This window comes from Hymenobacter miniatus (assembly GCF_016427455.1).
In the GTDB taxonomy this organism is placed as follows: Bacteria; Bacteroidota; Bacteroidia; order Cytophagales; family Hymenobacteraceae; genus Hymenobacter; species Hymenobacter armeniacus.
The window spans coordinates 26,283-50,816 of sequence record NZ_JAELXR010000015.1; the positions used below are offsets into that span (position 1 = coordinate 26,283).

Annotated in this window: 24 protein-coding genes, 1 tRNA gene and 1 pseudogene; 19 read left to right on the forward strand and 7 right to left on the reverse strand. The window is 61.1% G+C overall.

Translation table 11 applies throughout. From position 1 onward, the window contains the following. The first annotated feature begins 72 nt into the window (after positions 1-72). The 6 genes and pseudogenes from JAO73_RS23415 to rplT all read left to right on the forward strand — a co-directional run bounded on the left by JAO73_RS23415 (position 73) and on the right by rplT (position 5,962). Positions 73-1,041, forward strand: coding sequence for a tetratricopeptide repeat protein (locus tag JAO73_RS23415; RefSeq protein ID WP_198978904.1), 969 nt, complete (start codon positions 73-75; stop codon positions 1,039-1,041). 177 nt (positions 1,042-1,218) lie between these two features. Continuing rightward, positions 1,219-2,271 (forward strand): tetratricopeptide repeat protein, encoded by a 1,053-nt coding sequence (locus JAO73_RS19150; protein ID WP_198978905.1) that lies wholly within the window; start codon positions 1,219-1,221, stop codon positions 2,269-2,271. Between the two features lie 175 nt (positions 2,272-2,446). Then, positions 2,447-4,381, forward strand: coding sequence for a threonine--tRNA ligase (gene thrS / locus JAO73_RS19155; protein ID WP_198978906.1), 1,935 nt, complete (start codon positions 2,447-2,449; stop codon positions 4,379-4,381). Between the two features lie 210 nt (positions 4,382-4,591). Continuing rightward, positions 4,592-5,146 (forward strand): annotated as a pseudogene (infC, locus tag JAO73_RS19160) (translation initiation factor IF-3); the annotation flags it as partial. A gap of 192 nt (positions 5,147-5,338) precedes the next feature. Then, positions 5,339-5,533, forward strand: a complete 195-nt coding sequence (rpmI, locus tag JAO73_RS19165) for a 50S ribosomal protein L35 (RefSeq protein WP_190922567.1) — start codon at positions 5,339-5,341, stop codon at positions 5,531-5,533. A gap of 84 nt (positions 5,534-5,617) precedes the next feature. Then, a complete protein-coding gene (rplT, locus tag JAO73_RS19170) occupies positions 5,618-5,962 on the forward strand; it encodes a 50S ribosomal protein L20 (RefSeq protein WP_068195169.1) in 345 nt (114 codons plus the stop codon). A gap of 199 nt (positions 5,963-6,161) precedes the next feature. Here the strand turns inward: rplT and JAO73_RS19175 are convergent. Continuing rightward, a tRNA-Met gene (locus tag JAO73_RS19175) sits at positions 6,162-6,235 on the reverse strand. A 130-nt stretch (positions 6,236-6,365) separates the two neighbouring features. On the opposite strand from JAO73_RS19175, the gene JAO73_RS19180 reads away from it, so the two are divergent. The 8 genes from JAO73_RS19180 to bshB1 all read left to right on the forward strand — a co-directional run bounded on the left by JAO73_RS19180 (position 6,366) and on the right by bshB1 (position 15,246). Next, the gene (locus tag JAO73_RS19180; RefSeq protein ID WP_233169291.1) at positions 6,366-6,779 is read left to right on the forward strand and encodes an START-like domain-containing protein; all 414 of its coding nucleotides are present in this window, start codon (positions 6,366-6,368) and stop codon (positions 6,777-6,779) included. 107 nt (positions 6,780-6,886) lie between these two features. Then, positions 6,887-8,341 carry an LptF/LptG family permease gene (locus JAO73_RS19185; RefSeq protein ID WP_198978907.1) on the forward strand — a complete coding sequence of 485 codons (1,455 nt, stop codon included), beginning with the start codon at positions 6,887-6,889 and terminating at the stop codon, positions 8,339-8,341. A gap of 153 nt (positions 8,342-8,494) precedes the next feature. Next, complete coding sequence (gene rpsO, locus JAO73_RS19190) at positions 8,495-8,770, forward strand: 30S ribosomal protein S15 (protein WP_190922565.1); 276 nt, start codon at positions 8,495-8,497, stop codon at positions 8,768-8,770. A gap of 203 nt (positions 8,771-8,973) precedes the next feature. Continuing rightward, entirely contained in the window at positions 8,974-11,145 is a 2,172-nt protein-coding gene (gene pnp, locus JAO73_RS19195; RefSeq protein ID WP_198978908.1) for a polyribonucleotide nucleotidyltransferase, read from the forward strand. Positions 11,146-11,266: 121 nt separating this feature from the next. Then, positions 11,267-12,130 carry a sigma-70 family RNA polymerase sigma factor gene (locus JAO73_RS19200; protein ID WP_035566352.1) on the forward strand — a complete coding sequence of 288 codons (864 nt, stop codon included), beginning with the start codon at positions 11,267-11,269 and terminating at the stop codon, positions 12,128-12,130. A gap of 123 nt (positions 12,131-12,253) precedes the next feature. Further along, positions 12,254-13,186 (forward strand): thioredoxin-disulfide reductase, encoded by a 933-nt coding sequence (gene trxB, locus JAO73_RS19205; protein ID WP_190922563.1) that lies wholly within the window; start codon positions 12,254-12,256, stop codon positions 13,184-13,186. Between the two features lie 141 nt (positions 13,187-13,327). Next, positions 13,328-14,452 (forward strand): peptidoglycan DD-metalloendopeptidase family protein, encoded by a 1,125-nt coding sequence (locus tag JAO73_RS19210; protein WP_233169292.1) that lies wholly within the window; start codon positions 13,328-13,330, stop codon positions 14,450-14,452. Between the two features lie 74 nt (positions 14,453-14,526). Beyond that, entirely contained in the window at positions 14,527-15,246 is a 720-nt protein-coding gene (gene bshB1, locus JAO73_RS19215; protein ID WP_198978909.1) for a bacillithiol biosynthesis deacetylase BshB1, read from the forward strand. A 47-nt stretch (positions 15,247-15,293) separates the two neighbouring features. Here bshB1 and JAO73_RS19220 read toward each other — a convergent pair whose 3' ends face one another. The 3 genes from JAO73_RS19220 to JAO73_RS19230 form a co-directional block, all read right to left on the reverse strand. Then, the gene (locus tag JAO73_RS19220; RefSeq protein WP_198978910.1) at positions 15,294-16,163 is read right to left on the reverse strand and encodes a hypothetical protein; all 870 of its coding nucleotides are present in this window, start codon (positions 16,161-16,163) and stop codon (positions 15,294-15,296) included. A 306-nt stretch (positions 16,164-16,469) separates the two neighbouring features. Beyond that, entirely contained in the window at positions 16,470-16,823 is a 354-nt protein-coding gene (locus JAO73_RS19225; protein WP_198978911.1) for a DUF4260 domain-containing protein, read from the reverse strand. Between the two features lie 149 nt (positions 16,824-16,972). Next, complete coding sequence (locus JAO73_RS19230) at positions 16,973-17,569, reverse strand: Crp/Fnr family transcriptional regulator (protein WP_198978912.1); 597 nt, start codon at positions 17,567-17,569, stop codon at positions 16,973-16,975. Positions 17,570-17,792: 223 nt separating this feature from the next. On the opposite strand from JAO73_RS19230, the gene JAO73_RS19235 reads away from it, so the two are divergent. Both JAO73_RS19235 and JAO73_RS19240 read left to right on the forward strand, forming a co-directional pair. Next, positions 17,793-18,611, forward strand: a complete 819-nt coding sequence (locus tag JAO73_RS19235; RefSeq protein ID WP_198978913.1) for a helix-turn-helix domain-containing protein — start codon at positions 17,793-17,795, stop codon at positions 18,609-18,611. Between the two features lie 105 nt (positions 18,612-18,716). Beyond that, positions 18,717-19,172 (forward strand): hypothetical protein, encoded by a 456-nt coding sequence (locus tag JAO73_RS19240; RefSeq protein WP_198978914.1) that lies wholly within the window; start codon positions 18,717-18,719, stop codon positions 19,170-19,172. A gap of 19 nt (positions 19,173-19,191) precedes the next feature. On the opposite strand, the gene JAO73_RS19245 is transcribed toward JAO73_RS19240, so the two are convergent. Together JAO73_RS19245 and JAO73_RS19250 are read right to left on the reverse strand one after the other, a co-directional pair. Then, positions 19,192-19,611 carry a secondary thiamine-phosphate synthase enzyme YjbQ gene (locus tag JAO73_RS19245; protein WP_198978915.1) on the reverse strand — a complete coding sequence of 140 codons (420 nt, stop codon included), beginning with the start codon at positions 19,609-19,611 and terminating at the stop codon, positions 19,192-19,194. A 79-nt stretch (positions 19,612-19,690) separates the two neighbouring features. After that, the gene (locus tag JAO73_RS19250; RefSeq protein ID WP_198978916.1) at positions 19,691-20,008 is read right to left on the reverse strand and encodes an antibiotic biosynthesis monooxygenase; all 318 of its coding nucleotides are present in this window, start codon (positions 20,006-20,008) and stop codon (positions 19,691-19,693) included. A 307-nt stretch (positions 20,009-20,315) separates the two neighbouring features. Between JAO73_RS19250 and JAO73_RS19255 the strand changes: the two genes are divergently transcribed. Next, on the forward strand, positions 20,316-20,759 hold the full coding sequence (locus JAO73_RS19255) for an Xre family toxin-antitoxin system antitoxin (protein WP_198978917.1): 444 nt from the start codon (positions 20,316-20,318) through the stop codon (positions 20,757-20,759). A gap of 1 nt (position 20,760) precedes the next feature. Beyond that, on the forward strand, positions 20,761-21,213 hold the full coding sequence (locus tag JAO73_RS19260) for an RES family NAD+ phosphorylase (RefSeq protein WP_198978918.1): 453 nt from the start codon (positions 20,761-20,763) through the stop codon (positions 21,211-21,213). A gap of 128 nt (positions 21,214-21,341) precedes the next feature. Here JAO73_RS19260 and accC read toward each other — a convergent pair whose 3' ends face one another. Continuing rightward, positions 21,342-22,853, reverse strand: coding sequence for an acetyl-CoA carboxylase biotin carboxylase subunit (gene accC, locus JAO73_RS19265; RefSeq protein ID WP_198978919.1), 1,512 nt, complete (start codon positions 22,851-22,853; stop codon positions 21,342-21,344). Between the two features lie 282 nt (positions 22,854-23,135). On the opposite strand from accC, the gene JAO73_RS19270 reads away from it, so the two are divergent. Continuing rightward, the gene (locus tag JAO73_RS19270; RefSeq protein ID WP_190922557.1) at positions 23,136-24,383 is read left to right on the forward strand and encodes an aminotransferase class I/II-fold pyridoxal phosphate-dependent enzyme; all 1,248 of its coding nucleotides are present in this window, start codon (positions 23,136-23,138) and stop codon (positions 24,381-24,383) included. Positions 24,384-24,534: the final 151 nt, after the last annotated feature.

A 24,534-nucleotide genomic window follows, 5' to 3' on the forward strand; every position in this document is an offset into this window, starting at 1 on the left:
GGCGTGTGCCAACCCTGGCCACGCCTTGCCGTTCTTTGCGCAAATTCGCGTATTCCGTTTTTGGCTTGTCTGGTGAAGTGGCTTAAACAACATTGGTGGCTGCCCGCTCTGCTTCTGGGCGTGCTGATGTCTGGCCCGGCCCGGGCGCAGCCGGCCAAGCGCCGGGCGCCGGTTGCCCGCGTGGCGGCACCCCCGCCTGCGCCCGACCCGCCCGCCGTTCGGGCCAAGCTGTTCCAGGCCGCTAGCCTCATCAGCCAGTTCAAAGAGTCGGAAGCCCTGGCCGTATACCAGGAAATCCTGAGCACCGTGCCCACGCATTACCTCGCACTGTGGCAGTCGGCCGTGCTGAGCGTGCGCATCGGCAACCGCTACTCCGACGAAACCCGCAAATCGGCCTACTTCAACGCCGCCCGTCAGTATGCTGACCGCGCCATGCTGCTGCGCCCCGAAGGGGGCGAAAGCAATTACGCCGAAGCACTGGCCCTCTTCAACCAAGCCACGTTGTACAGCGCCGGGGCTCGTTTGGCGGCGTTTCGCGACCTGCGCTCGCACGTGTACCTGGCCACCGAGCGCCGCCCCGACCTCCCCGAGGCCTGGCAGTTGCTGGGCCGTTGGCAATACCGCGTGGCGCACTACAACCTGCTCGAGCGCCTCTACAGCAAGCTGGTGCTGGGCGGCGTGCCCGAGGGCGGCGACAGCCGACAGGCCATCGAGCATCTGGAAAAAGCGCATGCGATGGCTCCGCAGAACCTACAGTTTTGCTACGACCTGGCCCGGATGTGCCGCTACCAAGGACGCCGGCGCCGGGCCATTGAGGTGCTGCAGGAGGCTGAGAAAATTCCTCCCATCACCAGCGACGACCTTGTAATCAGTCGCCTGTGTCGCAAAATGCTGCCGCCGCTGGAGCGCGCCGATGCCCGACGTTCGGAAAAGCCAAGCCCCACGTCAGCGCCCGAGCCTGCGCTTGATAAAGTGCCGCAGCCAGCAGATTCGGCCGGCAAAAAGGAGTCGGGCCCGAAAAGGACAGCGGCTGGCCGCTAGGCCCAACTTGCTGTTTGTATTTTTGTGGGGAGCGGCTTTGCTCTTTCTAATTTAATGGCCACCGTGCTTCTTCCTATGCCGTGCTTCCGGTTTTTGCCGCGGAATTTGCTGCCGGTGCTGGCGCTGGCATCGGCCTGCCAATCCGGCCCGGCTGAGAGGCCCGATACCTTGGTTAATTTGACCACGGTCCAAAGCGGGCCGCGCGTGCAAGCCGATGAGCTGAACGGTGCCATTGCCCGCGCGCCCCGCAATGTAGCCCTCCTGGCCAAGCGGGCTACCTTGCGCTTGGCGGCGGGGCAGCCGCGGGCCGCGTTGACGGACATCGCCACTGCCTTGGAAATTGACGACGCCGACGGCAACCTGTATTTTCTGCAAGCCCGGGCGTTCCGAGCCATCGGGCAATTAAAGGAGGCCCTCGCCGCCGCCCGACAGGCCGCCGAGCACGGCTTTGGCGGCCCCGAGCTGCCTTTGCTGGTGGGCGAAACCCACCTCGCGGCCCGCAACTACGCCGCCGCCCTCGACAACCTGGACCGCACCCTGCGCCTCGACCCGGACCAGCCCGCCGCGCTTTTCTACAAAGGCCTGGCCTACGCCGCCACGGCCGATACCTCCACCGCCGTGCAGTACCTGCAGGATGCATTGGCGCGCGACCCCCACGAAACCGAAATCCTGCACCAGCTGTCCTTTCTGCTCAATGCCTGGCGCATCCCGGCCGATGCTGCCCGCTACGCCGCCCTGGGCATGCGCCTCGACACCACGTCGGGCCTGCTGCGCTACGACTACGGCCGTCAGCTGGAGCTGCAGGGCCGCCCCGACAGTGCCCTGTGGTACTACCGCCGCGCCCTGGCCCTCGACACCACCGTATACCGCGCCGACTACCGCCTGGGCCTCGCCGCTGCCAAAGCCCGCCAGCCCAAAGTCGTCATCCAGCACCTCGTTCGGGCCTTGCGCCGCAACCCGCGCCTGCCCGAAGCCCGCGCCCTGCTGGCCGAAGCGTTCGAATCGCAACATCGGCTGCCCGAAGCCCTGGCCCAATACCGCCAGCTGGTGGCCGAAAACCCCGGCAACGCCCACTGGACGTTTAAAGTCTGGAAAACAAATGAGCAGGTGCAGGCGTCCCTGCCCGATAGCCTGCGCACGGGGCCGCGCTACTATTACCGCCGTCCCGCTGCGCCACGTCTCCGGCCCGCGCCGGTGGAGGCACTGGTGCCCCGTAGCTCGGGGCTATAGCCCGGCGCCGGGACGGCAAATGAGGACCATGGCACTTGGGCGGTGCGGCACGGTGCTTTCAGGGAGGTAAGTGCCCTGGCACCCACCGGGCAAGGCTTTTGGCAGCTGGGGCTTCGTTTCTCCGGCGGCTGGCCGTAACTTGCGCCGGCTTTGCGCTCACTGCGGGCCACCGATTATGCTCAACATCATTCTCCCCGACGGCTCGCAACGCGAGCTCGCCGACGGCGCCAGCGGCTACGACCTGGCCGCCAGTATTTCCGAAGGCCTTGCTCGCAACGCCTTGGCCGTAACGGTCAACGGCGAAGTGCGCGACCTGCACCGCCCCCTGCCCAACAACGCGCAGGTCAGCATCCTCACCTGGAACGACCCCAACGGCAAAGCCACCTACTGGCACTCCTCGGCCCACCTCATGGCCGAAGCCCTCGAAGCGCTGTATCCCGGCGTGAAGCTGGCCATCGGCCCGGCCATCGAAAACGGTTTCTACTACGACGTCGACCTCGGCGAAGGTCGCAGCATCAGCAGCGAAGACTTTCCCGAAATTGAGAAGAAGATGCTGGAACTGGCCAAAAACAAAAGCCAGTACATCCGCAAAGAAGTCTCGAAGGCTGACGCCATCGCCTACTTCACCGAGAAGCAGGACCCCTACAAATTGGAGTTGCTCGAAAACCTCGAAGACGGCAACATCACCTTCTACACGCAGGGCGGCTTCACCGACCTTTGCCGCGGCCCGCACATTCCCGACACCGGCACCATCAAGGCGGCCAAGCTGATGAACGTGGCCGGTGCCTACTGGCGCGGCGACGAGAAGAACAAGCAGCTCACGCGCCTGTACGGCATCACCTTCCCCAAGGCCAAGGACCTCGCCGAGTACCTCGAACGCCTCGAAGAAGCCAAGCGCCGCGACCACCGCAAGCTGGGCAAAGAGCTGAAGCTGTTTGCTTTCTCTGAAAAAGTAGGAGCGGGGCTGCCCTTGTGGCTGCCGAAAGGCACCGCGTTGCGCGAGCGCCTCGAGCAATTCCTGCGCCGCGCCCAGGTGAAGGCCGGCTACTCGCCCGTCGTGACGCCTCATATCGGCGCCAAGGAGCTGTACGTGACCAGCGGCCACTACGAAAAGTACGGCGCCGACTCGTTCCAGCCCATTAAAACGCCCAACCCTGGCGAGGAATTCTTCCTCAAGCCGATGAACTGCCCGCACCACTGCGAAATCTACAAAACCGAGCCCCGCAGCTACCGCGACCTGCCCGTGCGCCTCGCCGAGTTTGGCACCGTGTACCGCTACGAGCAGTCGGGCGAGCTGCACGGCCTCACCCGCGTGCGCGGCTTCACGCAGGACGATGCCCACATTTTCTGCCGCCCCGACCAGGTGAAGGAGGAGTTCATGAAGGTGATTGACATCGTGCTCTACGTGCTCAAAGCCCTCGATTTCCCCGACTTCACGGCTCAGATTTCCCTGCGCGACCCCGAGAACAAAGCCAAGTACATCGGCTCCGACGAGAACTGGGAGAAGGCCGAAAGCGCCATCCAAGAAGCCGCGTTGGAAAAAGGTCTCAACACCGTGACCGAGTACGGCGAAGCCGCGTTCTACGGCCCCAAGCTCGACTTCATGGTGCGCGATGCCATCGGCCGCCGCTGGCAGTTGGGCACCATTCAGGTCGACTACAACCTGCCCGAACGCTTCGACCTCGAATACACCGCCGCCGACAACTCCAAGCAGCGGCCCGTGATGATTCACCGCGCCCCGTTTGGCTCCCTGGAGCGCTTCGTGGCCGTGCTCATCGAGCACTGCGGCGGTAACTTTCCGCTGTGGCTCACGCCCGAGCAGTTCATCGTGCTGCCCATTTCCGATAAGTTCATCGACTACGCCGAGCAGGTGAAAGCCCAGTTGGAGCAACGCGACCTGCGCGGCACCGTCGACGCCCGCGACGAGCGCATCGGCCGCAAAATCCGCGACGCCGAAATGGGCAAAATTCCTTACTTGCTGGTAGTTGGCGAGAAAGAAGCCCAGGACAACATCATCAGCGTGCGCAAGCATGGCGAAGGCGACTTGGGCTCCATGCCGCTGGAAGCGTTTGTCAAAAGCGTGCAAAGCCAGATGGCCGAGGTGATGTAAGGCATTGCCTGACACAAAAAAAGAGCGTCATGCTGTGCCCCCCGCTCAGCATGACGTTCTTTTTTTGTGTCTATCCACAAATAGATTGGCAGCGGTAGTTGCCTTTCCAATTAAAAATGCCGATATTTGCCCCCTGATTGCCAGGCCTTACCCGGCCGAAACAGCCAAGAATCTCATTCCCCGCCACTTTTTTAGCAGGAGGACCAAACCATAGCAGCCCCGAATCGTCGGTACGTGCCCCGCCAGCAGGTGGAAGAGCCGTTCAAAATCAACCAGAAAATCACGGCTCGCGAAGTGCGCCTTGTTGGCGACAACGTGGAGCAAGGCGTGTATTCCATCGACCAGGCCCGCAAGATGGCGCAGGACCAGAATCTCGACCTCGTTGAGATTTCGCCCACCGCCACGCCGCCCGTTTGCCGCGTCATCGACTACTCGAAATTCAAGTACGAGCAGAAGAAGAAAACCCGCGAGCTGAAGGCCAAGCAGACCAAAGTCGTCCTCAAGGAAATTCGTTTCGGCCCCAACACCGACGAGCACGACTTCGCCTTTAAGGTGAAGCATGCCCAAGAGTTTTTGCGCGAAGGCGCGAAAATCAAGAGCTACGTGCACTTTGTGGGCCGCAGCATCGTGTTCAAAGAGCGGGGCGAAATCCTGCTGCTCAAGTTTGCGCAGGCCCTCGAGGACTTGGCCAAAGTGGAGCAGCTGCCCAAGCTCGAAGGCAAGCGCATGTTCCTTTACCTCGCGCCCAAAGCCGCGGCCGTGGCCAAACCCGCTGCCAAGCCGGCGCCTGCCGCTGACGCCAAACCCGAGAAGAAAGCTTCCAAGCCTGCTGAGGCGGCCGAAGCAGCCCCGGCGTCATCCGACGCTGAATAGATTTTACCCGGTTGCGGATGGCTTCCCGACCTCTGGTCGGTGAGCAATCAACAATCAACAACCAACCCTCCAACAACCACTACAATGCCGAAAGTAAAGACGAAATCCGGTGCCAAGAAGCGTTTTTCGCTCACCGGAACGGGCAAGGTGAAGCGGAAGCACGCCTTCAAATCGCACATTCTGACCAAGAAGACCACCAAGCAGAAGCGCGGCCTGACCCACGCCGGCCTCGTGAGCAGCGCCGACATGAGCCGCGTGCGCCAGATGCTGAATTTCTAGTCTCTCGTCTGTAATTAAAATTTCACCAGGCTTCCGGCTCCAAGACCTTAACCCCGTCGCCGGCTGCCAAAAACTCTCAAGGTTATGCCAAGAAGTGTCAACCACGTGGCCTCGCGCCACCGCCGTAAGAAAATCATGCGTTTGGCGAAGGGCTACTACGGCCGTCGCAAAAACGTGTGGACCGTAGCCAAGAACGCCGTTGAAAAAGGCCTCCTCTACGCTTACCGCGACCGGAAAGTAAAGAAGCGCGAGTTCCGCGCCCTCTGGATTCAGCGCATCAATGCCGGTGCTCGTGAGCACGGCCTGTCGTATTCGCAGTTGATGGGCGGGCTGAAGAAAGCCGGCATCGAGCTCAACCGCAAAGTGCTGGCCGACCTGGCCCTGAACCACCCCGAAGCCTTCAAAGGCATCGTGGAAAAAGTGAAGTAACCCCTTCCGGGCGTTACCCATCAAGAAAACGTTGAACCCCGGGTTCAGCGTTTTCTTGTTTTGGGCCCTTGCAACCCGGTTTCGGGCGGTGGCCGGCGCAAGCCAATAAGCTACACCCGGCGCCACCTCGGTCCGCTGGTCACAATCCGGCACAAAACAAAAAAACCGCTTCGGCACACGGCCAAAACGGTTTTTGAAGTAGCGGGGACGAGAGTTGAACTCGTGACCTCAGGGTTATGAATCCTGTGCTCTAACCAACTGAGCTACCCCGCCGGGTTTTGTGGGTGCAAAGGTAACGCGATAATCAGCCCCAAAACAAGGTTTGGGGCTAAAAACACAGTAATTCTCCTGCGCTCCGCCGGTTTACGCCGGTTGTTATTCGGGCGCCCTCGTTTTTTCATTTATGGCTTCGCCTGATATTCAGTCCAAAACGCGTTTCGTGGTGGAATTTCCCATCAACGCTTCTCCCAAAATTCTTTACCCGTATTTGGCTACGGCGTCGGGCCTTTCGCAATGGTTTTGCGACGACGTGCGCTACGTGGAGGGGCAGCGCCTCAATTTTATCTGGGATAACGACAACCACTTCGCCGAGATTACGGGCCAGCGCCTGAACCGCGCCGTGCGTTTTGTGTTCCTCGACGAGCACCGCCAGTCTGTGTCGGATGCCAATTTTCTGGAATTTACCTTGGACTCTTCACAGGTAACGGATGAAGTGTATCTACGCGTAGTGGATTATTCGCTGGCTCAGGACGCCGACGAGCAGCACGAAATGTGGGAAGGCCTGGTGGGCAAGCTGCGCGAGCAGGTAGGAGGGTAGCCCAGGCTACGGGTGGTGGCTGCGGCGTTTTTCACCACCGGCTGGTACTTTTTCTCTTTCTCCGTCGTTTTGGCCTGAGCGGAAACCACTGCTCAGCGTTGCGTTCTATGCTCAAAAAGCTCGACAAACTCATTCTAAAGGCCTTTGCCGGGCCTTTTCTGCTCACGTTTGCGGTGGTGCAGTTCATTCTGCTCACGCACACGCTGCTCAAATACCTCGACGACATCATCGGCAAGGACCTGGGCACGGCCGTGCTGCTGCAACTGCTGTTTTATTTCAGCGTGCTCATTGTGCCCGTGTCGTTGCCCCTGGCGGTGCTGCTTTCGTCGCTGATGACGTACGGCAACTTGGGCGAGCACCACGAGCTGACTGCCATCAAAGCGTCGGGCATTGCACTCACGCGCATTTTGCGGCCGGTGCTGCTGCTCACGCTGACGTTGGCCGTTGGAGCGTTTTGGTTCAACGAGACCATCGTGCCGCGCGCCAACTTGAAAGCCTACAGCTTGCTGTGGGACGTGCGCCAGCAGAAGTTGGCCCTGGACATTCGGGAAGGCGTGTTTTACAACGGCATTCCCGGCTACACCATCAAGGTGGATAAGAAAACGGGCGAAAACGGCGACCAGCTGCACGGCGTCATGATATATGACCACACGCAGAAGTCGGGCAACGCCACGGTGATGCTCGCCGACTCGGGCCGCATGTTCACGCGCTTCAACGGCGGGTATCTGGGGCTGGAGCTCTTTCACGGCCACAACTACGTGGAGCAGCCCGATGCGCAGGACCGGGCCGGGGCCAGCTTTGTGCGCCAGGCATTCGACCACAACATGGTCACGTTTTCGCTGGCCTCCTTCGGCATGAACCGCACCAAGGAGGACCTGTTTAAGCAAAACCGGATGATGCTCAACATCCCGCAGCTGCACTACGCCACCGATTCGGTGCAGAAAAGACTGCGCACCGAAGAGCAGCAGCTGCCCCGGCAAATGAACAGCTACTACGCCTACATTCGCTTCGACACCACCGGCCGGGCCGCCAGCCGCAAAGTGGAAGGCCTGAAAGTGCCCGCCGGCAAGCTGCCCGCGGTTTCGGCTGCCATCGTTCAGCAGGCCGTCAACCGGGCCCGCAACTTGCAGTCGTACGCCACCTCGACGGCGGAGCGGCTGGACGAGTTTGCCCGCAACTCGGCGCTGTTCCGCATCGAGGTGTACCGCAAGTACACGCAATCGGTGGCCGTGCTGCTGATGTTTATGATTGGCGCGCCGCTGGGTTCCATCATCAAGAAAGGCGGCCTGGGGGTGCCCATCCTCATTTCCATTCTGTTTTTCATCGTGTACTATGTGCTCAGCATCATGGGTGAGAAGTACGGCCGCGAGTTTGTGATGCCCGTGGGCATTGGCATGTGGCTCTCGAACCTGGTGCTGCTGCCGGCCGGCCTCTTCTTTCTCTACCAAGCCTACAACGACTCCGGCTTGCTGGAGCTGGACTTCTGGCGCCGCCTGCCGCAGCGCGTGGGCATCCCGGCGCTGCGCAAAATCACGGAGCCGGAAGAAGAGCTGGTGAGCTAATCTTCGTCAGCGGCACGGCCGCGGTTAAAAATCCCGGGTCGTGCTTTTATCCTGTTTTAAAATTGCGTACCTTTGCGGCACCCCAATGTGTGGGGTACTCAATCAACATTTTTTCACGTTCACAATCTAAGACGGGGTAACACCTATCAACCGATGATTCTGACTACCGAAGCAAAACAGGCCATCTTCGAAAAGAACAGCCTGCAGAAAGCCAAAACCGACACCGGTTCGGCTGAGTCGCAAATTGCGCTCTTCACCCACCGCATCAACCACCTGACGGAGCACCTCAAGGTGAACAAGAAGGACCACAGCACCCGCCTGGGCCTGCTGAAGCTGGTGGGCAAGCGCCGCCGCATGCTGGATTATCTGCAGCACCGCGAAATCAACCGCTACCGCGCCATCATCAAGGAGCTGGGCATCCGCAAGTAAGTCCAGAGTCTGAGAGTAGGGAGCCTTCCAACGAAGGTTCCCTACTCTTTTTTTGTTCGGGTCGGTTTGGCGCCGAGGCCGCCCCGGGCACTGTTTTCCTTCGGCGCCTTGTTGCTGTAGAATACCCCTGAGTAACGAACGCCGCTGGCGGCGCTCGTTTTTGGCTGCTCGCCCGCTGTCGCTTTTCCAAGCAAACCCCGCTGATGTCCCAACCCCAAGCCATTACCAAATCCCTGGCGCTGCCCGACGGCCGCGTCATCTCCATCGAAACCGGCCGGCTGGCCAAATTCGCCGACGGCGCCGTAGTGGTGCGCCTCGGCGACACCATGCTGCTGGCCACGGTGGTGTCGGCCCCCAGCCAGCGCGAAGGCGTTGACTTCCTGCCGCTGTCGGTGGACTACCAAGAAAAATTCGGCTCGGCCGGCAAGATTCCCGGCTCGTTTCAGCGCCGCGAAGGCCGCCTGAGCGACTACGAAATCCTGATTTGCCGCCTCGTCGACCGCATCCTGCGGCCGATGTTCCCCAAAGACTACCACTACGAGGTGCAGGTGATGATTAACCTCATCTCGGCCGACAAAGAAGTGCAGCCCGATGCCCTGGCCGCCCTGGCTGCTTCGGCTGCCCTGGCCATCTCGGACATTCCGTTTGCCGGACCGATTTCGGAAGTGCGCGTGGCCCGCATCGACGGCCAGTTCCAGATTAACCCCAAGACTTCGGACCTGGCCCGCGCCGACATGGACCTCATCGTGGGCGCCACCGGCGACTCGGTGGCCATGGTGGAAGGCGAGATGCACGAAGTGAGCGAGGAAGAAATGGTCGCGGCCATTGCTTTCGCCCACGAGGCCATCAAGGCCCAAGTGCAGCTGCAGCTTGATTTGGCGGCGGCCGTGGGCCGCACCGCCGACTCGCCCACCCGCGAGTACCCCAAGTACGAGGAGAACGAAGAGCTGAAAAAGCGCATTCACGACGCCATCTACCAGGGCGCCTACGACGTGGCCCGCAGCGGCAACACCAGCAAAGCCGGCCGCAAGGAAGGTTTCTCGCTGGTGAAAAAGGCTTTCCTGGAGCAGCTGGTTGCGGAGCAACCCGAACTGGACATGAAGATGTTCAGCCGCTACTACGGCTCGGCTGAGAAGAAAGCCATTCGCGACATGATGGTGAAGGAGCGGGTGCGCCTCGACGGCCGCCAGCTTACCGAAATCCGCCCCATCTGGTCGGAAATCAACTACCTGCCCGGCGCGCACGGCTCGGCCATCTTCACCCGCGGCGAAACCCAAAGCCTGACCACGGCCACGCTGGGCACCAAGCTCGACGAGCAAATCATCGACCAGCCGCTGACCAAGGGCTTCTCGAAATTCATGCTGCACTACAACTTCCCCGGTTACTCGACCGGCGAGGTGAAGCCCAACCGCGGCGCCGGCCGCCGCGAAATCGGCCACGGCAACCTGGCCATGCGCTCGCTGAAGCAAGTGCTGCCCTCGGAAGAGGAAAACCCCTACACCATCCGCATCGTGTCGGACATCCTGGAGTCGAACGGCTCGAGCTCGATGGCCACGGTGTGCGCCGGCTCGCTGGCGCTGATGGACGCCGGTGTGAAGGTTCGCGCCGCCGTGGCCGGCATTGCCATGGGCCTGGTGCAGGACAAGGAAACCGGTGAATACGCCGTGCTGAGCGACATTCTCGGCGACGAGGACCACCTTGGCGACATGGACTTCAAAGTGACCGGTACGGAAAAGGGCATTTGCGCCTGCCAGATGGACATCAAAATTCAGGGTTTGAGCAACGAGATTCTGACCGCCGCCTTGCACCAGGCGCGGGAGGGCCGCCTGCACATTCTGGGCGAGATGGCCAAGACTATTTCGGCCCCCGCGCCGGAGCTGAAGCCTCACACCCCGCGCTCGCACAAGATGCTCATCGACAAAGAGTTCATCGGTGCCGTAATCGGGCCGGGCGGTAAGGTGATTCAGCAGATTCAGAAGGACACCAACGCCACGGTGATTATCGAGGAGAAGGACGAGAAGGGCCACGTGAGCATCTACGCCTCCAACCAGGAGGACATGCAGGGCGCCATCGACCGCATCCGCGCCATCGCGGCCCAGCCCGAAGTGGGCGAGGTGTACAAAGGCAAAGTGCGCAGCATTCAGCCCTACGGCGCTTTTGTGGAGATTATGCCGGGCAAAGACGGCCTGCTGCACATTTCGGAAGTGACGCACGAGCGGATTCAGACGCTGGAAGGCCTGTTGGAAGTGGGCCAGGACATCGACGTGAAGCTGGTGGAAATCGACAAGAAAACGGGCAAATACCGGCTCTCGCGCAAGGTGTTGCTGCCGAAGCCGGAGGCCGCGGCCGCCAGCAACGGCGAGGCGAAAGCCTAGCCAGACGCTTGGGCGCCGAACTAATGTCAGGGGGAGTCTGTTGGCTTCCTCTGACTTAGGGACTGGCCGGGCGGCTTTTTCTTACGTATAACCCCATCAGATATCGTTCTTACCTAGTCCCATGAGACAGCTAAAAATTAGTAAGCAGATTACCAACCGCGAAAGCCAGTCGCTGGACAAGTACCTCCAGGAGATTGGCAAGGTTGATTTGCTCACGCCCGACGAGGAGGTAACGCTCGCGCAGCGTATCCGCGACGGGGACCAACAAGCATTAGAAAAACTAACCAAGGCCAACCTGCGCTTCGTGGTGTCGGTGGCTAAACAATACCAGAACCAGGGCCTGAGCCTTGGTGACCTCATCAACGAGGGCAACCTCGGCCTCATCAAAGCCGCCAAGCGCTTTGACGAAACCCGCGGTTTTAAGTTCATTTCGTACGCCGTGTGGTGGATTCGCCAGTCCATCCTGCAGGCCCTGGCCGAGCAGAGCCGCATCGTGCGCCTGCCCCTGAACCGCGTGGGCTCGCTGAACAAAATCAGCAAATCCTTCTCGGAACTGGAGCAGAAGTTCGAGCGCGAGCCGTCGCCGGAGGAAATTGCCGAGGTACTGGAACTGACCACTTCGGAAGTGGTGGATACGCTGAAGATTTCGGGTCGCCACGTGTCGGTGGATGCGCCGTTTGTGCAGGGCGAAGAAAACCGCTTGCTCGACGTGCTCGAAAACGAAGACGAAGAGTCGCCGGACATGGCCCTGATGAACGACTCGCTCCGCAAGGAAGTGCAGCGCGCCCTGAGCACGCTCACCAAGCGCGAAGCCGACGTGATTACGCTGTATTTCGGCCTGAACGGCGAAGCCGCCCTCACGCTGGAAGAAATCGGCGAGAAGTTTAACCTGACCCGTGAGCGGGTGCGCCAAATTAAGGAGAAAGCCATTCGCCGCCTGCGCCACACCTCGCGCTCGAAAGCGCTGAAGCCGTACCTGGGCTAACTTCTGCGTAGTTTTGTTGTTGAAAAACCCCGGCTGTAAGGTTGGGGTTTTTTGTAGCACTTGCTTTCGCGGGTGCCTTTCACATCGACTTTAATATGCGCAAGCGGAAGCCTGCGCTCCCGTATGGAACACATCAAGTGCCTGATTATCGGCTCCGGTCCGGCTGGTTATACTGCCGCTATTTACGCCGCCCGCGCCAACATGGCGCCCGTAATGTACATGGGCCTGCAACCCGGTGGCCAGCTCACCATCACGAATGACGTGGAGAACTTCCCCGGCTATCCCGATGGCATCATGGGCCCCGAGATGATGGAAGACCTCAAAAAGCAGGCCGCCCGCTTCGGTACCGACATCCGCTACGGCATTGCCACGGCGGTTGATTTCTCGGTGACGCCGCGTCGCGTGACCATTGATGAAACCACCGAGTTGACGGCCGACGCCGTGATTATTGCCACCGGCGCCTCGGCCAAATGGCTGGGCATACCGTCGGAGGCCAAACTGAACGGCTCGGGCGTGTCGGCCTGCGCCGTGTGCGACGGCTTCTTCTACCGCGGGCAGGAGGTGGCCATTGTGGGCGCCGGCGACACGGCGGCCGAAGAAGCCACTTACCTGGCCAACCTTGCCAGCAAAGTGACCATGATAGTGCGCAAGGGCGAGATGAAGGCCTCGAAAATCATGCAGAAGCGCGTGCTGGATAACCCCAAGATTGAGGTGCTGTTCAACACGGTGACGGATGAGATTCTGGGCGAGCACTCGGTGGAAGGCGTGCGGGTGAAAAACCTGCTGACCCACGAAACCAAGGAAATTCCCCTGACCGGCTTCTTTGTGGCCATCGGCCACGAGCCGAATTCTAAGATTTTTCAGCCCTACCTGCACCACGACGAGCAAGGCTACCTGAAAACCATTCCGGGCACGAGCAAGACCAACGTGGACGGCGTATTTGCCTGCGGCGACGTGCAGGACTACACTTACCGCCAGGCCGTGACGGCTGCCGGTTCGGGTTGCATGGCGGCCCTCGACGCCGAGCGCTACCTGACGGCCGTGGGCATACACTAAAATTTGCCTTGTTGAGTTAGTGAAGGCGTGTTAGAAAAGACGAGCTTTGTGGTTCGTTTTTTCTAACACGCTTTGTTTAGACCAAACGGCACTCCGGCGCACGGCTTCACGGTTGCGCCGGAAGCCTTTTTCTGTTCGCTTTTGACTTTCCTGAAAACAACTTACTGGCGCCCGGCGCTGCTGGTGCTGGGCCTGCTGTTGTGCCTGGCCGGGCTAACCCCGGCGCAGGCACAGCGCCGCAAGCCGCCGCGCACCAAGGCCAAGGCCGGCAACACGTCGGGCCGGTCCGACTTTTTCCGCATCAAGACGCCCAAGATGCGCTACGTGCGGCCCGATACGACCACGGTCATCGAAACCGAGGAAATTCCCGACGAGAATTCCGACGCCGCGAAGTCCATTTACTTCAACCCGGCCAAGAAGCTCAGCATTGTGAGTGAAGACACCACGACGCTGAACGACGGCGGCACGGAAATCGTGGAGATGTCGGAAGAAGTGCTTATCGACTCGTCGTGGGTAAAGGTGGCGGGCTACTACTCCATTTGGGACACGCACCGGGTGAACCCTTACCGCGTGGACGGCCGCAGCTACCGCGACTCGCTGAAGCTGCGCCTCACCGACCCGCCGCGGCAGCGCTACGCCAAAATGCCCCTAGTGACCACGCCCATCACGTCGGGCTTTGCCTTCCGGGGCTACCGCTGGCACTACGGCATGGACCTGGACCTGGAAACCGGCGACTCGGTGAAATCCGTGTTCGACGGCGTGGTGCGCATTCAGGCCTGGGACGGCGGCGGCTACGGCAACTACATTCTGGTGCGGCACTACAACGGCCTCGAAACCGTGTACGGCCACCTCAGTAAATCCCTCGTGACGGTGGGCACCTTCGTGAAAGCCGGCCAGCTCATCGGCTACGGCGGCAGCACGGGGCGCAGCACGGGCTCGCACCTGCATTTTGAGGTGCGTTACCAAGGCAACCCCATCAACCCGGTGCTGATGTACGATTTCCCCGGCTACAAGCTGCGGAAAGACAATTTCACCATCACTTCGCAGCTCTTCAATTATTATAGCCGGGCGCTGGGGCACCGCAGCAGTGGCAGCCGCAGCAGCGGCCAGCCTACGCGGGCCCGCCAGACGGTGACGCACAAAGTGCGTTCGGGCGACACGCTCTCGGAAGTGGCCGAACGCTACGGCGTGCGCGTCAGCACCCTGCGCAAGCTGAACCCTGGCGTGAAAACCTTGCAACCGGGCAAAAAGCTGCGGATTAAGTAAGAATTCGTGGTCGGTTGGTCGGCCGTTTGGCTTCGACTGCGTTTGGCAACGGACAACTTTCAACCTCCAACTGAATGAAACTCGATATTCTGGCCTTGGGTGCCCACCCCGATGATGTGGAAATGTCTTGCACCGGTACCCTGCTGGCCGGCATGGCGGCTGGCAAAAAGGTGGGCATCGTTGACTTCACCCGGGGCGAGCTGGGCACGCGCGGCACCCCGGCCACCCGCGCCGAGGAGGCCGCCGCTTCCAATAAGATTCTGGGCATTGATATTCGGGAAAACCTGGGGCTGCCCGATGGTTTCTTCCGCAACGACCGGGAGCACCAATTGCCGCTTATTGCCGCCATTCGCCGCTACCAGCCCGAGGTAGTGCTGGCCAACGCCGTCTCGGACCGCCATCCCGACCACGGCCGCGCCGCCCAGCTGGCCATTGATGCTTGCTTTCTGGCCGGCCTGCGCATGATTGAAACCCTGGGCGATGACGGCCAGCCCCAGGAGGCCTGGCGTCCCAAAAACGTGTACCACTACATTCAGGACCGGCAGCTGCCGCCGGCATTTGTGGTCGATATCACGCCGCACTGGGAAAAGAAGTGGGCCGCCATCCAAGCATTCAAAACCCAATTCTTTAACCCCGACTTGGATGCGCCGCAAACCTATCTTTCCAGCCAGGCTTTTGGCCGCTTTATGGAAGCGCGGGCGCGGGAGTTTGGTCACATCATCGGGGTGGAGTTTGGCGAGGGCTTCACCACCGCACGGCCGGTGGGCGTGCGCGAGGTAGGGGATTTGTTATAAGCACACGGAGGCAACGACACGGGGAGTCGGTTTGGGGCGTGAGGCGGTTATACCGCCCGCAGCATCCACGTGGCTTGCACTTTGGGGGGCGGTTCCTGGCGGTTGCGCGCTTCTTCGGGCAATGACTGCAGCAGTTGGGGCAGCACCGCCAGGCGCTGATAATCCGGCACTGCTTCGGCCGCTACCTCAAAGCCCTGCTCCGCAAAGAAGGCCCGGGCGGCATCGTAGCTATCAAACTTGTTTTCTTCGATGTGGTGCTGCTCGAAAAAGCGACGCTCGCCAGCGCTTTGGGGCAGTTCTATCTGCATTTCGGCAGTTCGTTTTACGTACACGTCGGCCGTTATCCAGCAGCCGCCCCGCTGCTTCAGGATGGCGTGGATGGTCCGGCACAGGCGCACTTTTTCTTCGAGGCCCAGGTACATCAGCAAGCCTTCGTTGACAATGCTGAGCGGCCCGGTGCCAAACCGTTGGACTGCGCGGTCGAAGGCCGGCGCCTCCAACGCATTCAGGGGCAGTAACTCGAAGTTTGGGTCCGGGTTTTGGTCCAGTTGCAGCTGGGTCAGCAGGTCGCGCTTGGTGGCAATTACTTCCGGTAGGTCGGTGTCGATGTAGTGAATGCTGCGGTCGTTGGCGCAACGGGCCAGTCCGCGGAAGGAATAGCCGGACGACAGCTCCAGGATATTTTTATGGCCGGCCAGCTGCAACAGCTGGTCGATGCTCCAGTAGCGCAGCTCAAAATGCATGACCCGCAGCCAGAACCACAGGTCTTTTGCCCCAAAGTCCAGGTCGAACACTTCGGCGCCCGGCATGAGCGCCGCCGTTTCTTTGGCATACGGGATGTTGGTGTAGCCCTTCAGTAGCAGCAGCGACTTGGCGGAGGGGCTGATGGTGCTGTAATCCTTGGGTGGCTGATTCATAAGCGGAGCCTTGGGTTGGGGAGGCGAACGGAAGGTATACGCGAAGAGTATGCCCGAAGGAACTATCTCTACTACGCTTTGCGCAGTTCGTGCTCGCGCCGCAGGTGGTTGCTCGTTCATACCAAGCACAGGCCCGCTTTCAGCGCGGCGGCGTGAAGAAAATCCACGCCCTGCTCGGTACCCTGGCCGCCATGTTTCTGGTGCGGCAGGTGGAGGGAGAGCGGGCATATGCGAGGTAGAGGAAGCTGCTAAAAGCAGGACCCTGTCAGCAGGTTGGTGAGCGTTTTCCGTCGTATTAGCGCGAAACTACGCCCGCCCAATCTGCCCAAGGTGAGTATCTTTAAAGCCGGTGACGTACTTCAGGCCGTAGCCCAGCACCCGGTCGAAGGCACTGTGGAAGAACAGCACGGTGCCTGCCAGGAGCAGCAGCGGCAGCCCCAGCGCCCAACCGGCCAAGCCCACCGCTACGGCCAGCGCCTTGTGGTGAAATAAATTGTAGGTGGCAGTGCCGACCCGGGGCCCCGCTAGGTAGCCCAGCATGCTCAGGTCGGGCAGCAGAAACGTGGCGGGCAGCACCCACCAAGCATACGGCAGCTGAATAAATACCACCGCGGCCAGCAGCATTTCGGCCAGTTCTTCGGTTTTCAGCAGGTTTTTCATGGGGCAAAAGGGTTGGGTGAATGATGACCCAAAATTCCGACGGCCCCGTGCCCATTCTCGTTAACAAAAGCTAAGAAATGCAGAATGGTCTTAAACTATCCGGACAAAAAAGCCGTCATTCCCGCCACGCGCATTTCACCGCTTTTTCACTACTTCCTGCTGGTTCCCCGCGTCACCCGCGCCCGGATGCGGCTCAGCGATACCGGTGTTATGCCCAGGTAGTTGGCCACCAGGTGCTGCGGAATACGCTCCAGAATCTTCGTTTTGCCGCTGCGCAGCAGGGCTAGGTACCGCTCTTCGGGCGAGAGGAGCAGCTGCTCAACGAGCCGGGCATCGGTGCCCAGCAGGTGGTACTCGGCCACGAGCCGGCCAAACCGCTCGTACACCGGCCACTCATCGTAGAGCCGCCGCAACACCGCGTAGTCGAATACCACCAACTCGCAGTCCGTCAGCGCCTGAATGCTTAGCTGGCTTGGCTGCCCGGTCAGGCAGCCGGGGTAGTCGCCCAGCAGGTGGTTTTCGAAGAAGAAGTAGGTGGTGCGCTCCTCGCCATCGGGCCGCGGGTAGTAGAGGCGGCAGGCCCCGTGCAGCAGCAGGGCCAGCTCGGACCGCCGCTGCCCGGCCTCCACGAAGTGCGCCCCCCGCACCAAGTGGCACGGCTTCAAGGCTGCCGCCAGCGGAGCCCATTCGGCATCGCTAAGGCTGGGAACGAAGCGTTGGAGGTAGGCGCGGAGGGGGTGAAGCATGCTGGTGGCAAAACGGTATTGACAATTAAAAATAGCCAACGTAGAATCTTCGGGAGAAAGCGAATCGGTAATTCAAGAGGCTACGCCTATCGCCTCGCAGCTGCGTTCAGCTTCCCGCCGTGGCCTGCCTGGGCGGTGCCGGCGCCGGCCAAATGCTTCCTGCTGCTTAGCTTGGGGTAGAAAAGCGCGAACGCTGCGCTCATTCCACCCTAAGCCGGAGCCCATGAAGCCGGAATACTTCCAAGTGCAGCGCAGCTTGCAGCCGTTCGTGAGCCACATCATGGTGGTGGATGTTCGGCTCGATGGCCCCGCCCATAGCCGCCTGGCCCCGTTTCCGCCTACGCCCCAAAACTGCCTCAACTTTTACCCCGCCGACGCCACCCGCAGCCGGCAGGGGCAGCAAGCGTTTCACGACCTGCCGGCCTGCACCATCGTGGGGCCCCAAACCACCAAAGTCGACTTAGCGCTGGGCACCCGGCACCGGTTCGTGTCGGTGGCCTTCCGGCCCGGCGGCTTGTTTCGCCTCCTGCGCATTCCTCTGCACGAGCTGCTCAATGTGCCCCTCAACGGGGCCGACCTGCTCGGCCGGGAGATGCGCGAAGTCTGCGAAAAGCTCCAAGCCGCCACCCAGCCCTTGGCCCTGAAAAACATTGTGGAGGCCTACCTGCTGCGCAACGTCAGCCCCGCCGCCGCCAGCCCGTTCGAGCAGGCCCTCCAACTGCTGCACGGGCCGGTTGCCTATACCATCGATGAAATTGCGGCGCTCGCCTGCCTCAGCACCCGGCAGCTGGAACGCAAATCCCAGGACGTGCTCGGCTACTCGCCCAAGTTCTTCGCCCGTCTGGTGCGCTTCTCCAGGGCCTACCGCCTAAAAGTAAATCAGCCCCAGGCCAGCTGGACCGCCATTAGCCACCTCAGCGGCTACTATGACCAAATGCACTTAATCCGCGATTTTAAGGAGTTCACCGCCACCACGCCCAAGCTCCTGGCGCTGGAAGCGCTGCGGTCGCCCCTGAAAATTCAGGACGACCTGCGTATTTAATGGCGCGGCTGGCCCCGCGGTAAATGCCCCGCGAAAGATGTCGTTTTCATACTATTTCCCGGCCCCAGCACCCGGTACTTTTGGCCCACTACCAACGCGGCTACCATGAAAACCACCAGCCTAATCATCCTCTCCCTACTGGCCACCACCCGCGCCTTCGCCCAGCTAGACACCGTGAGCTACGCCAAAGAGCGGCGCGAGATAAAGGCGCTGCTGCACAGCCCCGGCGCAGCCAACGGCCCGGCCGCCTGCACCGACATCATCATGGTGGGCGCCAAAGGCGATATCTCCTTTTCGGCCCAGGAACACAAAGCCGTGCAGACTAAGGAAAAGCTGATTTTTAAGTCCGTCAAGCCCGTGCCCGGCACCGAAATCATTCGCGTTTACGGCGGTACTTCGGCCGTGGTCAACTGGCTGGCCGATGTGCAGCTGAACGTGGATGGGCGCGACCTGGCCCTCAAAGTGCGCCGGCTGGAGGTGTACGTGAAGAAGGCCGCGGGCTGGTGCCGGGTGGCGGGCCAGGGGACCGAGGTCGACGAAAAGATGTTTCCCGTTCGGTAAGGAATCAGCTGGGGCCGCCTCACGCGCCCAGCAGCGTGAGCACCAGTGAGCGGCGGCCGCCGTGGTCGCGGTGTTCGCCCAGGTAAATGCCCTGCCAGGTGCCCAGCGCCAGCCGCCCGTTCGCGACCGGAATGCTCACGCTGCTGCCCAGCAGCGCGGCTTTTAGGTGGGCGGGCATGTCGTCGGGGCCTTCGGAAGTATGGTGGAAGTAGGGGGCATTCTCGGGCGCCGCACGGTTGAAAAACTGCTCGAAATCGTGGCGCACCGTGGGGTCAGCGTTCTCGTTGAGGCACAAGCTGGCCGACGTGTGTTGGATGAAAACCTGCAACAGACCGGCCCGCACCTGCGCCAGTTCGGGCAGTTCCCGCAGCACGTGCTCGGTGATGAGGTGGAAGCCCCGCCGCATGGCCGGCAGCCGCAGCTGTTTCTGGAAAACCATAGGTGAATGACGTCGGAAGTACAGTCGGTATACGCAGCGCCGGCCCACCAGGAGGCAACACCGACGAGGGCGCTGGGGATTAGCGCTCGAACTCGAAGGTTTCGCAGTGCAGCACGGTGGGCTCGAATTCGAGCAGGTACTGGGCATCCTCCGGATAGTAGCGGGCCTGCTCGTACTGCTCGCCGGCAAAGCCCTTGATGCTCTCGTAGCTGTCCCAGCGGCTGACGGTCCAGAAGTGGCACCGGTCGTTTTCCAATCGCCGCAGCACCTGCACGCCCAGGTTGCCCGGGGTGCGCTGATAGTCGGCAATGCCCGAATTTTTCAGGTAGTGCAGGTACGTCTCGGCATGCTGGGCCAGAGTAACTCCGTGCCAGATGCGGGTAATGATAGTGGGCATGGGGCAATAAACTAAACTAGTTGAAGCGACGGAGCCTGCATGCGTACAGCAAGCGCATCGCGCGGTGCCAACCCGTCGCTCATGGCAGCTCCGGCACCGGTTGGGTAAAGTGTTGTTCAAACACTACCACCCGCCCAGGATAGAAAGGGGAGTAGTAGCAGTGGAATAGGCTAACGCAAGCACACAATGGCAGGTTGGACCACCCGCCATCTGCATCGCGCGCACCTACTTGAGGAAACGAAAAGGAAATATTTCCCGTTGCTACGGAAATATTTCCCATCTTTGAGAAAGAATAAATTCTGCACTCATGACCGCCACTGCCACCCCGCCCGCCGCCGTGTATTCGCCTGCCCTGCGCGGCCTGCAAGCCACCGTTGCCGATTCCTTTGCCCTCGTGATGGAAGCCCGCACCGGTGTGCCGGCCAAAATCGCCTTCGACGTGGCCGCCCTGCTCAAGCTCAGCGCCGACGAACTGGCTGCCCTCCTGCATACCACCACCAAAACCCTGCGCGCCTACCGCGAGGGCAAAAAACGCCTCGGCCCCGCCGCCAGCGAGCAAGTTCTCAAACTGCTGGCCCTCGCCCGCCAGGGCGAAGAAGTGTTCGGCGCGCTGCCGGCCTTCCGCCGCTGGCTCGACAAGCCCGCCTACGGCCTCGACAACCAGCCGCCGCTGGCCCTGCTCGAAACCAGTGGCGGCATCGACTTGGTGGCCGACGAAGTCGACCGCATTGCCCACGGCGACTTGGCGTAGAGTGGAAATCTACCGCATCTGCCTGGCCAAGTACGCCGGTGAGCTCGTGGCCTCCGGCAACCCCGGCCGCTGGAACCTGCGCGGCCAGCTGGTCATCTACACCGCCGGCAGCCGCGCCCTGGCCTGCCTCGAAAACGTGGTGCACCGCAGCGGCGAAGGCCTCAACAGCCTCTTCAAAGTCATCCGCATCGAGGTGCCCGACGCGCTGCCCATCGAGGAGCTGACGCTGGCCCAGATGCCCGATGAGTGGCAGCTGCCGCGCCACTACGCCCGCTGCCAGCCTTTGGGTGATGATTGGTACCGCCGCCAAACGGCGGCCGTGCTGCGCGTGCCCTCGTCCATCATTGCCCACGAGCACAACTACGTGCTCAACACCCGCCACCCAGATTTCGGGCAGGTGAAGATTGTGGGGTGGGAAGATTTTGCGTTTGACCCGCGGATTAAAGAGGGCTAGTGGGCATCGTCTGATTTACGCGCCCGCTCTTGGCAACCCTAAAGGAGAACGGTTTACTATAAATGCATTGCCCATAAAAAAGCCCGGCTTTATGCCGGGCTTTTCGCTTTATAGAATAACGGCAAGGCCTACCGCACCCCCAGCCGATTCCGCCGCCAGCCCGAAGCTTCCGCGCCAGTAGTTTCACCAGTCGCTGCAGCCGCTTTGGGCTTCTTGGTTTCCAGCAGCATGGCACCGAGCGCGGCGGCAACCCGGGCCGTGGCCTCGTCCGGCGCGGCGGGGGCGAGGGTGGTGGGCGTGAAATGGTCCTTGATGAAGTTGGTGTCGAAATCGCCGCTCACGAAGGCAGGGTGCGTCAGCACGTAGGTACCAAAGGCCAGCGTGGTTTCAATGCCCGTAATTTGATACTCCTCGATGGCGCGCAGCATGCGGGCAATGGCCTCGGCGCGGTCGGCCCCAAAGGTGACCAGCTTGGCAATCATCGGGTCGTAATAAATCGGAATGTCCATGCCCTGCTCAAAACCGTCGTCGACGCGCACGCCGGGGCCCTGGGGGCGCACGTAGGTGCTCAGGGTGCCGATGTCGGGCAGGAAGTTGTTTTGCGGGTCTTCGGCGTACACGCGCAGCTCCAGGGCGTGGCCGGTGATGGTGAGGTCTTCTTGTGCGAAAGGCAAGGGGTAGCCCTCCGCCACGCGGATTTGCTCCTTCACCAGGTCGAGGCCGGTGATTTGCTCCGTCACGGGGTGCTCCACCTGCAGGCGGGTGTTCATCTCCAGGAAGTAGAAATTGCGTTTGTCGTCGAGCAGGAACTCCACCGTGCCAGCCCCGGCGTAGTTGCAGGCACGGGCCACGTCGACGGCGCAGCGGCCCATTTCGGCGCGTAGCTCGGGCGTGAGCACCGACGAGGGCGCTTCCTCAATCACCTTCTGGTGGCGGCGCTGAATGCTGCACTCGCGCTCGAAGAGGTGCACAATGTTGCCGTGCTCGTCGCCCAGCACCTGAATCTCGATGTGGCGCGGCCCGGTCACGAACTTCTCAATGAACACCGCCCCATCACCAAACGCCGACACGGCCTCGTTGATGGCCAGCTGCATCTGCTCCTCAAACTCGTTGGCCCCGTTCACGATGCGCATGCCCTTGCCGCCGCCGCCGGCCGAGGCTTTAATCAGGATGGGAAAGCCCACTTCCTCGGCAATCTGCTTGGCCGCCGCCACGTCGGAAATGGCCTCGGCCGTGCCCGGCACCAGCGGAATGTTGTAGGCTTGCACGGCCTGCTTGGCCGAGAGCTTGTCGCCCATGATTTCCATGGCCTCGGGGCTGGGGCCCACGAAAATCAGCCCGGCCTCGCGCACCATGCGCGCGAAGCCGGCATTCTCGCTCAGGAAGCCGTAGCCGGGGTGAATGGCGTCGACGCCCAGCGCGCGGCACACCTCAAGAATTTTGTCGCCGCGCAGGTAGCTGTCTTTTGAGGCGGGCGGGCCCACGCACACGGCCTCGTCGGCGTAGCGCACGTGCAGGGCGTTGCGGTCGGCTTCGGAGTAGATGGCCACGGTGGCAATGCCCATTTCTTTGGCCGAGCGCAGCACGCGCAGGGCGATTTCGCCGCGGTTGGCGACGAGCAGCTTGGATATTTTTTTCATGGGTGGGAGTGGGGCGGAGAATGGTGAGCGTATCAGGCCGTCGGGCAAAGGGGAGCGACGCCCGAGGGCCGGATTTGCGCCGTTTCGCTAAAGTCTGGCGCAAAGAAACGGGCTAAGCGCGCGCCCTCCTCAAACATCGGCCCTGCCAAACCGTTATTAAGCCCAAATTATGTACAACGGCGGCCCGGGGTTACCTTTGTGATTAGGCAGGTATTGGGTTTTTGAAAATTGACCATTTCACCTGCTTACCGCCCTTTACTTCACCTCCATACCGTTTTTTCAGTGGATATTTTCGACCGGATTTCGGCGAACCGCGGCCCGCTCGGCTCGCACTCGCACTACGCCCACGGCTATTTCACGTTCCCCAAGCTCGAAGGCGAAATCAAGCCGCGCATGATGTTCCGGGGCAAAGAAGTGCTGACCTGGAGCCTCAACAACTACCTGGGCCTCGCCAACCACCCCGAAGTGCGCCAGGCCGACCGCGAAGGTGCCACCGATTACGGCATGGCCTATCCCATGGGCGCGCGCATCATGAGCGGCAACTCGACCCTGCACGAGCAGCTGGAGAACGAGCTGGCCGATTTCGTGCACAAGCCCAGCGCCCTGCTGCTCAACTTCGGCTACCAGGGCGTGGTGAGCATCATCGACGCGCTGGTGAGCCGCCACGACGCCATTGTGTACGACGCCGAGTCGCACGCCTGCATCATCGACGGCGTGCGCCTGCACCAAGGCAAGCGCTTCGTGTTTCCTCATAACGACATCGCCAACCTCGAAAAGCAGCTGGAGCGCGCCAAGCGCCTCACCGACGAAACCGGCGGCGGCATCCTCGTGATTACGGAGGGCATGTTCGGCATGTCGGGCAACCTGGGCAAGCTGCGCGAAATCGTGGAGCTGAAGAAAAAGTACGACTTCCGCATCTTCGTCGACGATGCTCATGGTTTTGGCACGCTGGGCCCCACGGGCGCCGGAACGGCCGAACATTTGGGCTGCGTAGAGGGCGTAGACCTAATTTTTTACACCTTCGCCAAGAGCATGGCCAGCATCGGCGCGTTCGTGGCCGGGCCGGAAAGCGTTATTGAATATTTGCGTTACAATATGCGCAGCCAGATTTTCGCCAAATCGCTGCCCATGCCCCTCGTAATTGGTGCCCTGAAGCGCCTGGAGCTGATTCGCAACCACCCCGAATACCGCGAAAACCTCTGGACCGTGGTGCGCGCCCTGCAAAGCGGCCTGAAGGAAAAAGGCTTCAACATCGGCACCACCGAGTCGCCGGTGACGCCCGTGTTCCTGAACGGCGAAATTCCCGACGCTACGGCCCTAACCTTCGATTTACGCGAGAATCACGGCATTTTCTGCTCCATCGTGGTGTATCCGGTGGTGCCCAAGGGCGTGATTATGCTCCGCCTTATCCCCACGGCGGTGCACACGTTGGAGGACGTACAAGAAACGATTGCGGCGTTTGAGGCCGTGGCGACCAAGCTCGATAAGGGTCTTTACAGCAAAGCCCCCGCGGCCACGCAAACCGCCTAAAACGGCCCGCCAAGGCACATGGCGCCGGCTTCCCGAGAGGGAAGTCGGCGCTTTTGTTTTTGAACTATTCTAAGCTAAGGGGTTTAGCGCTACTTGCTGGAATCAAGGTTTTTTTTCCGAAAATCGGCCTCTGAAAGCCGGGAAGAGGGTT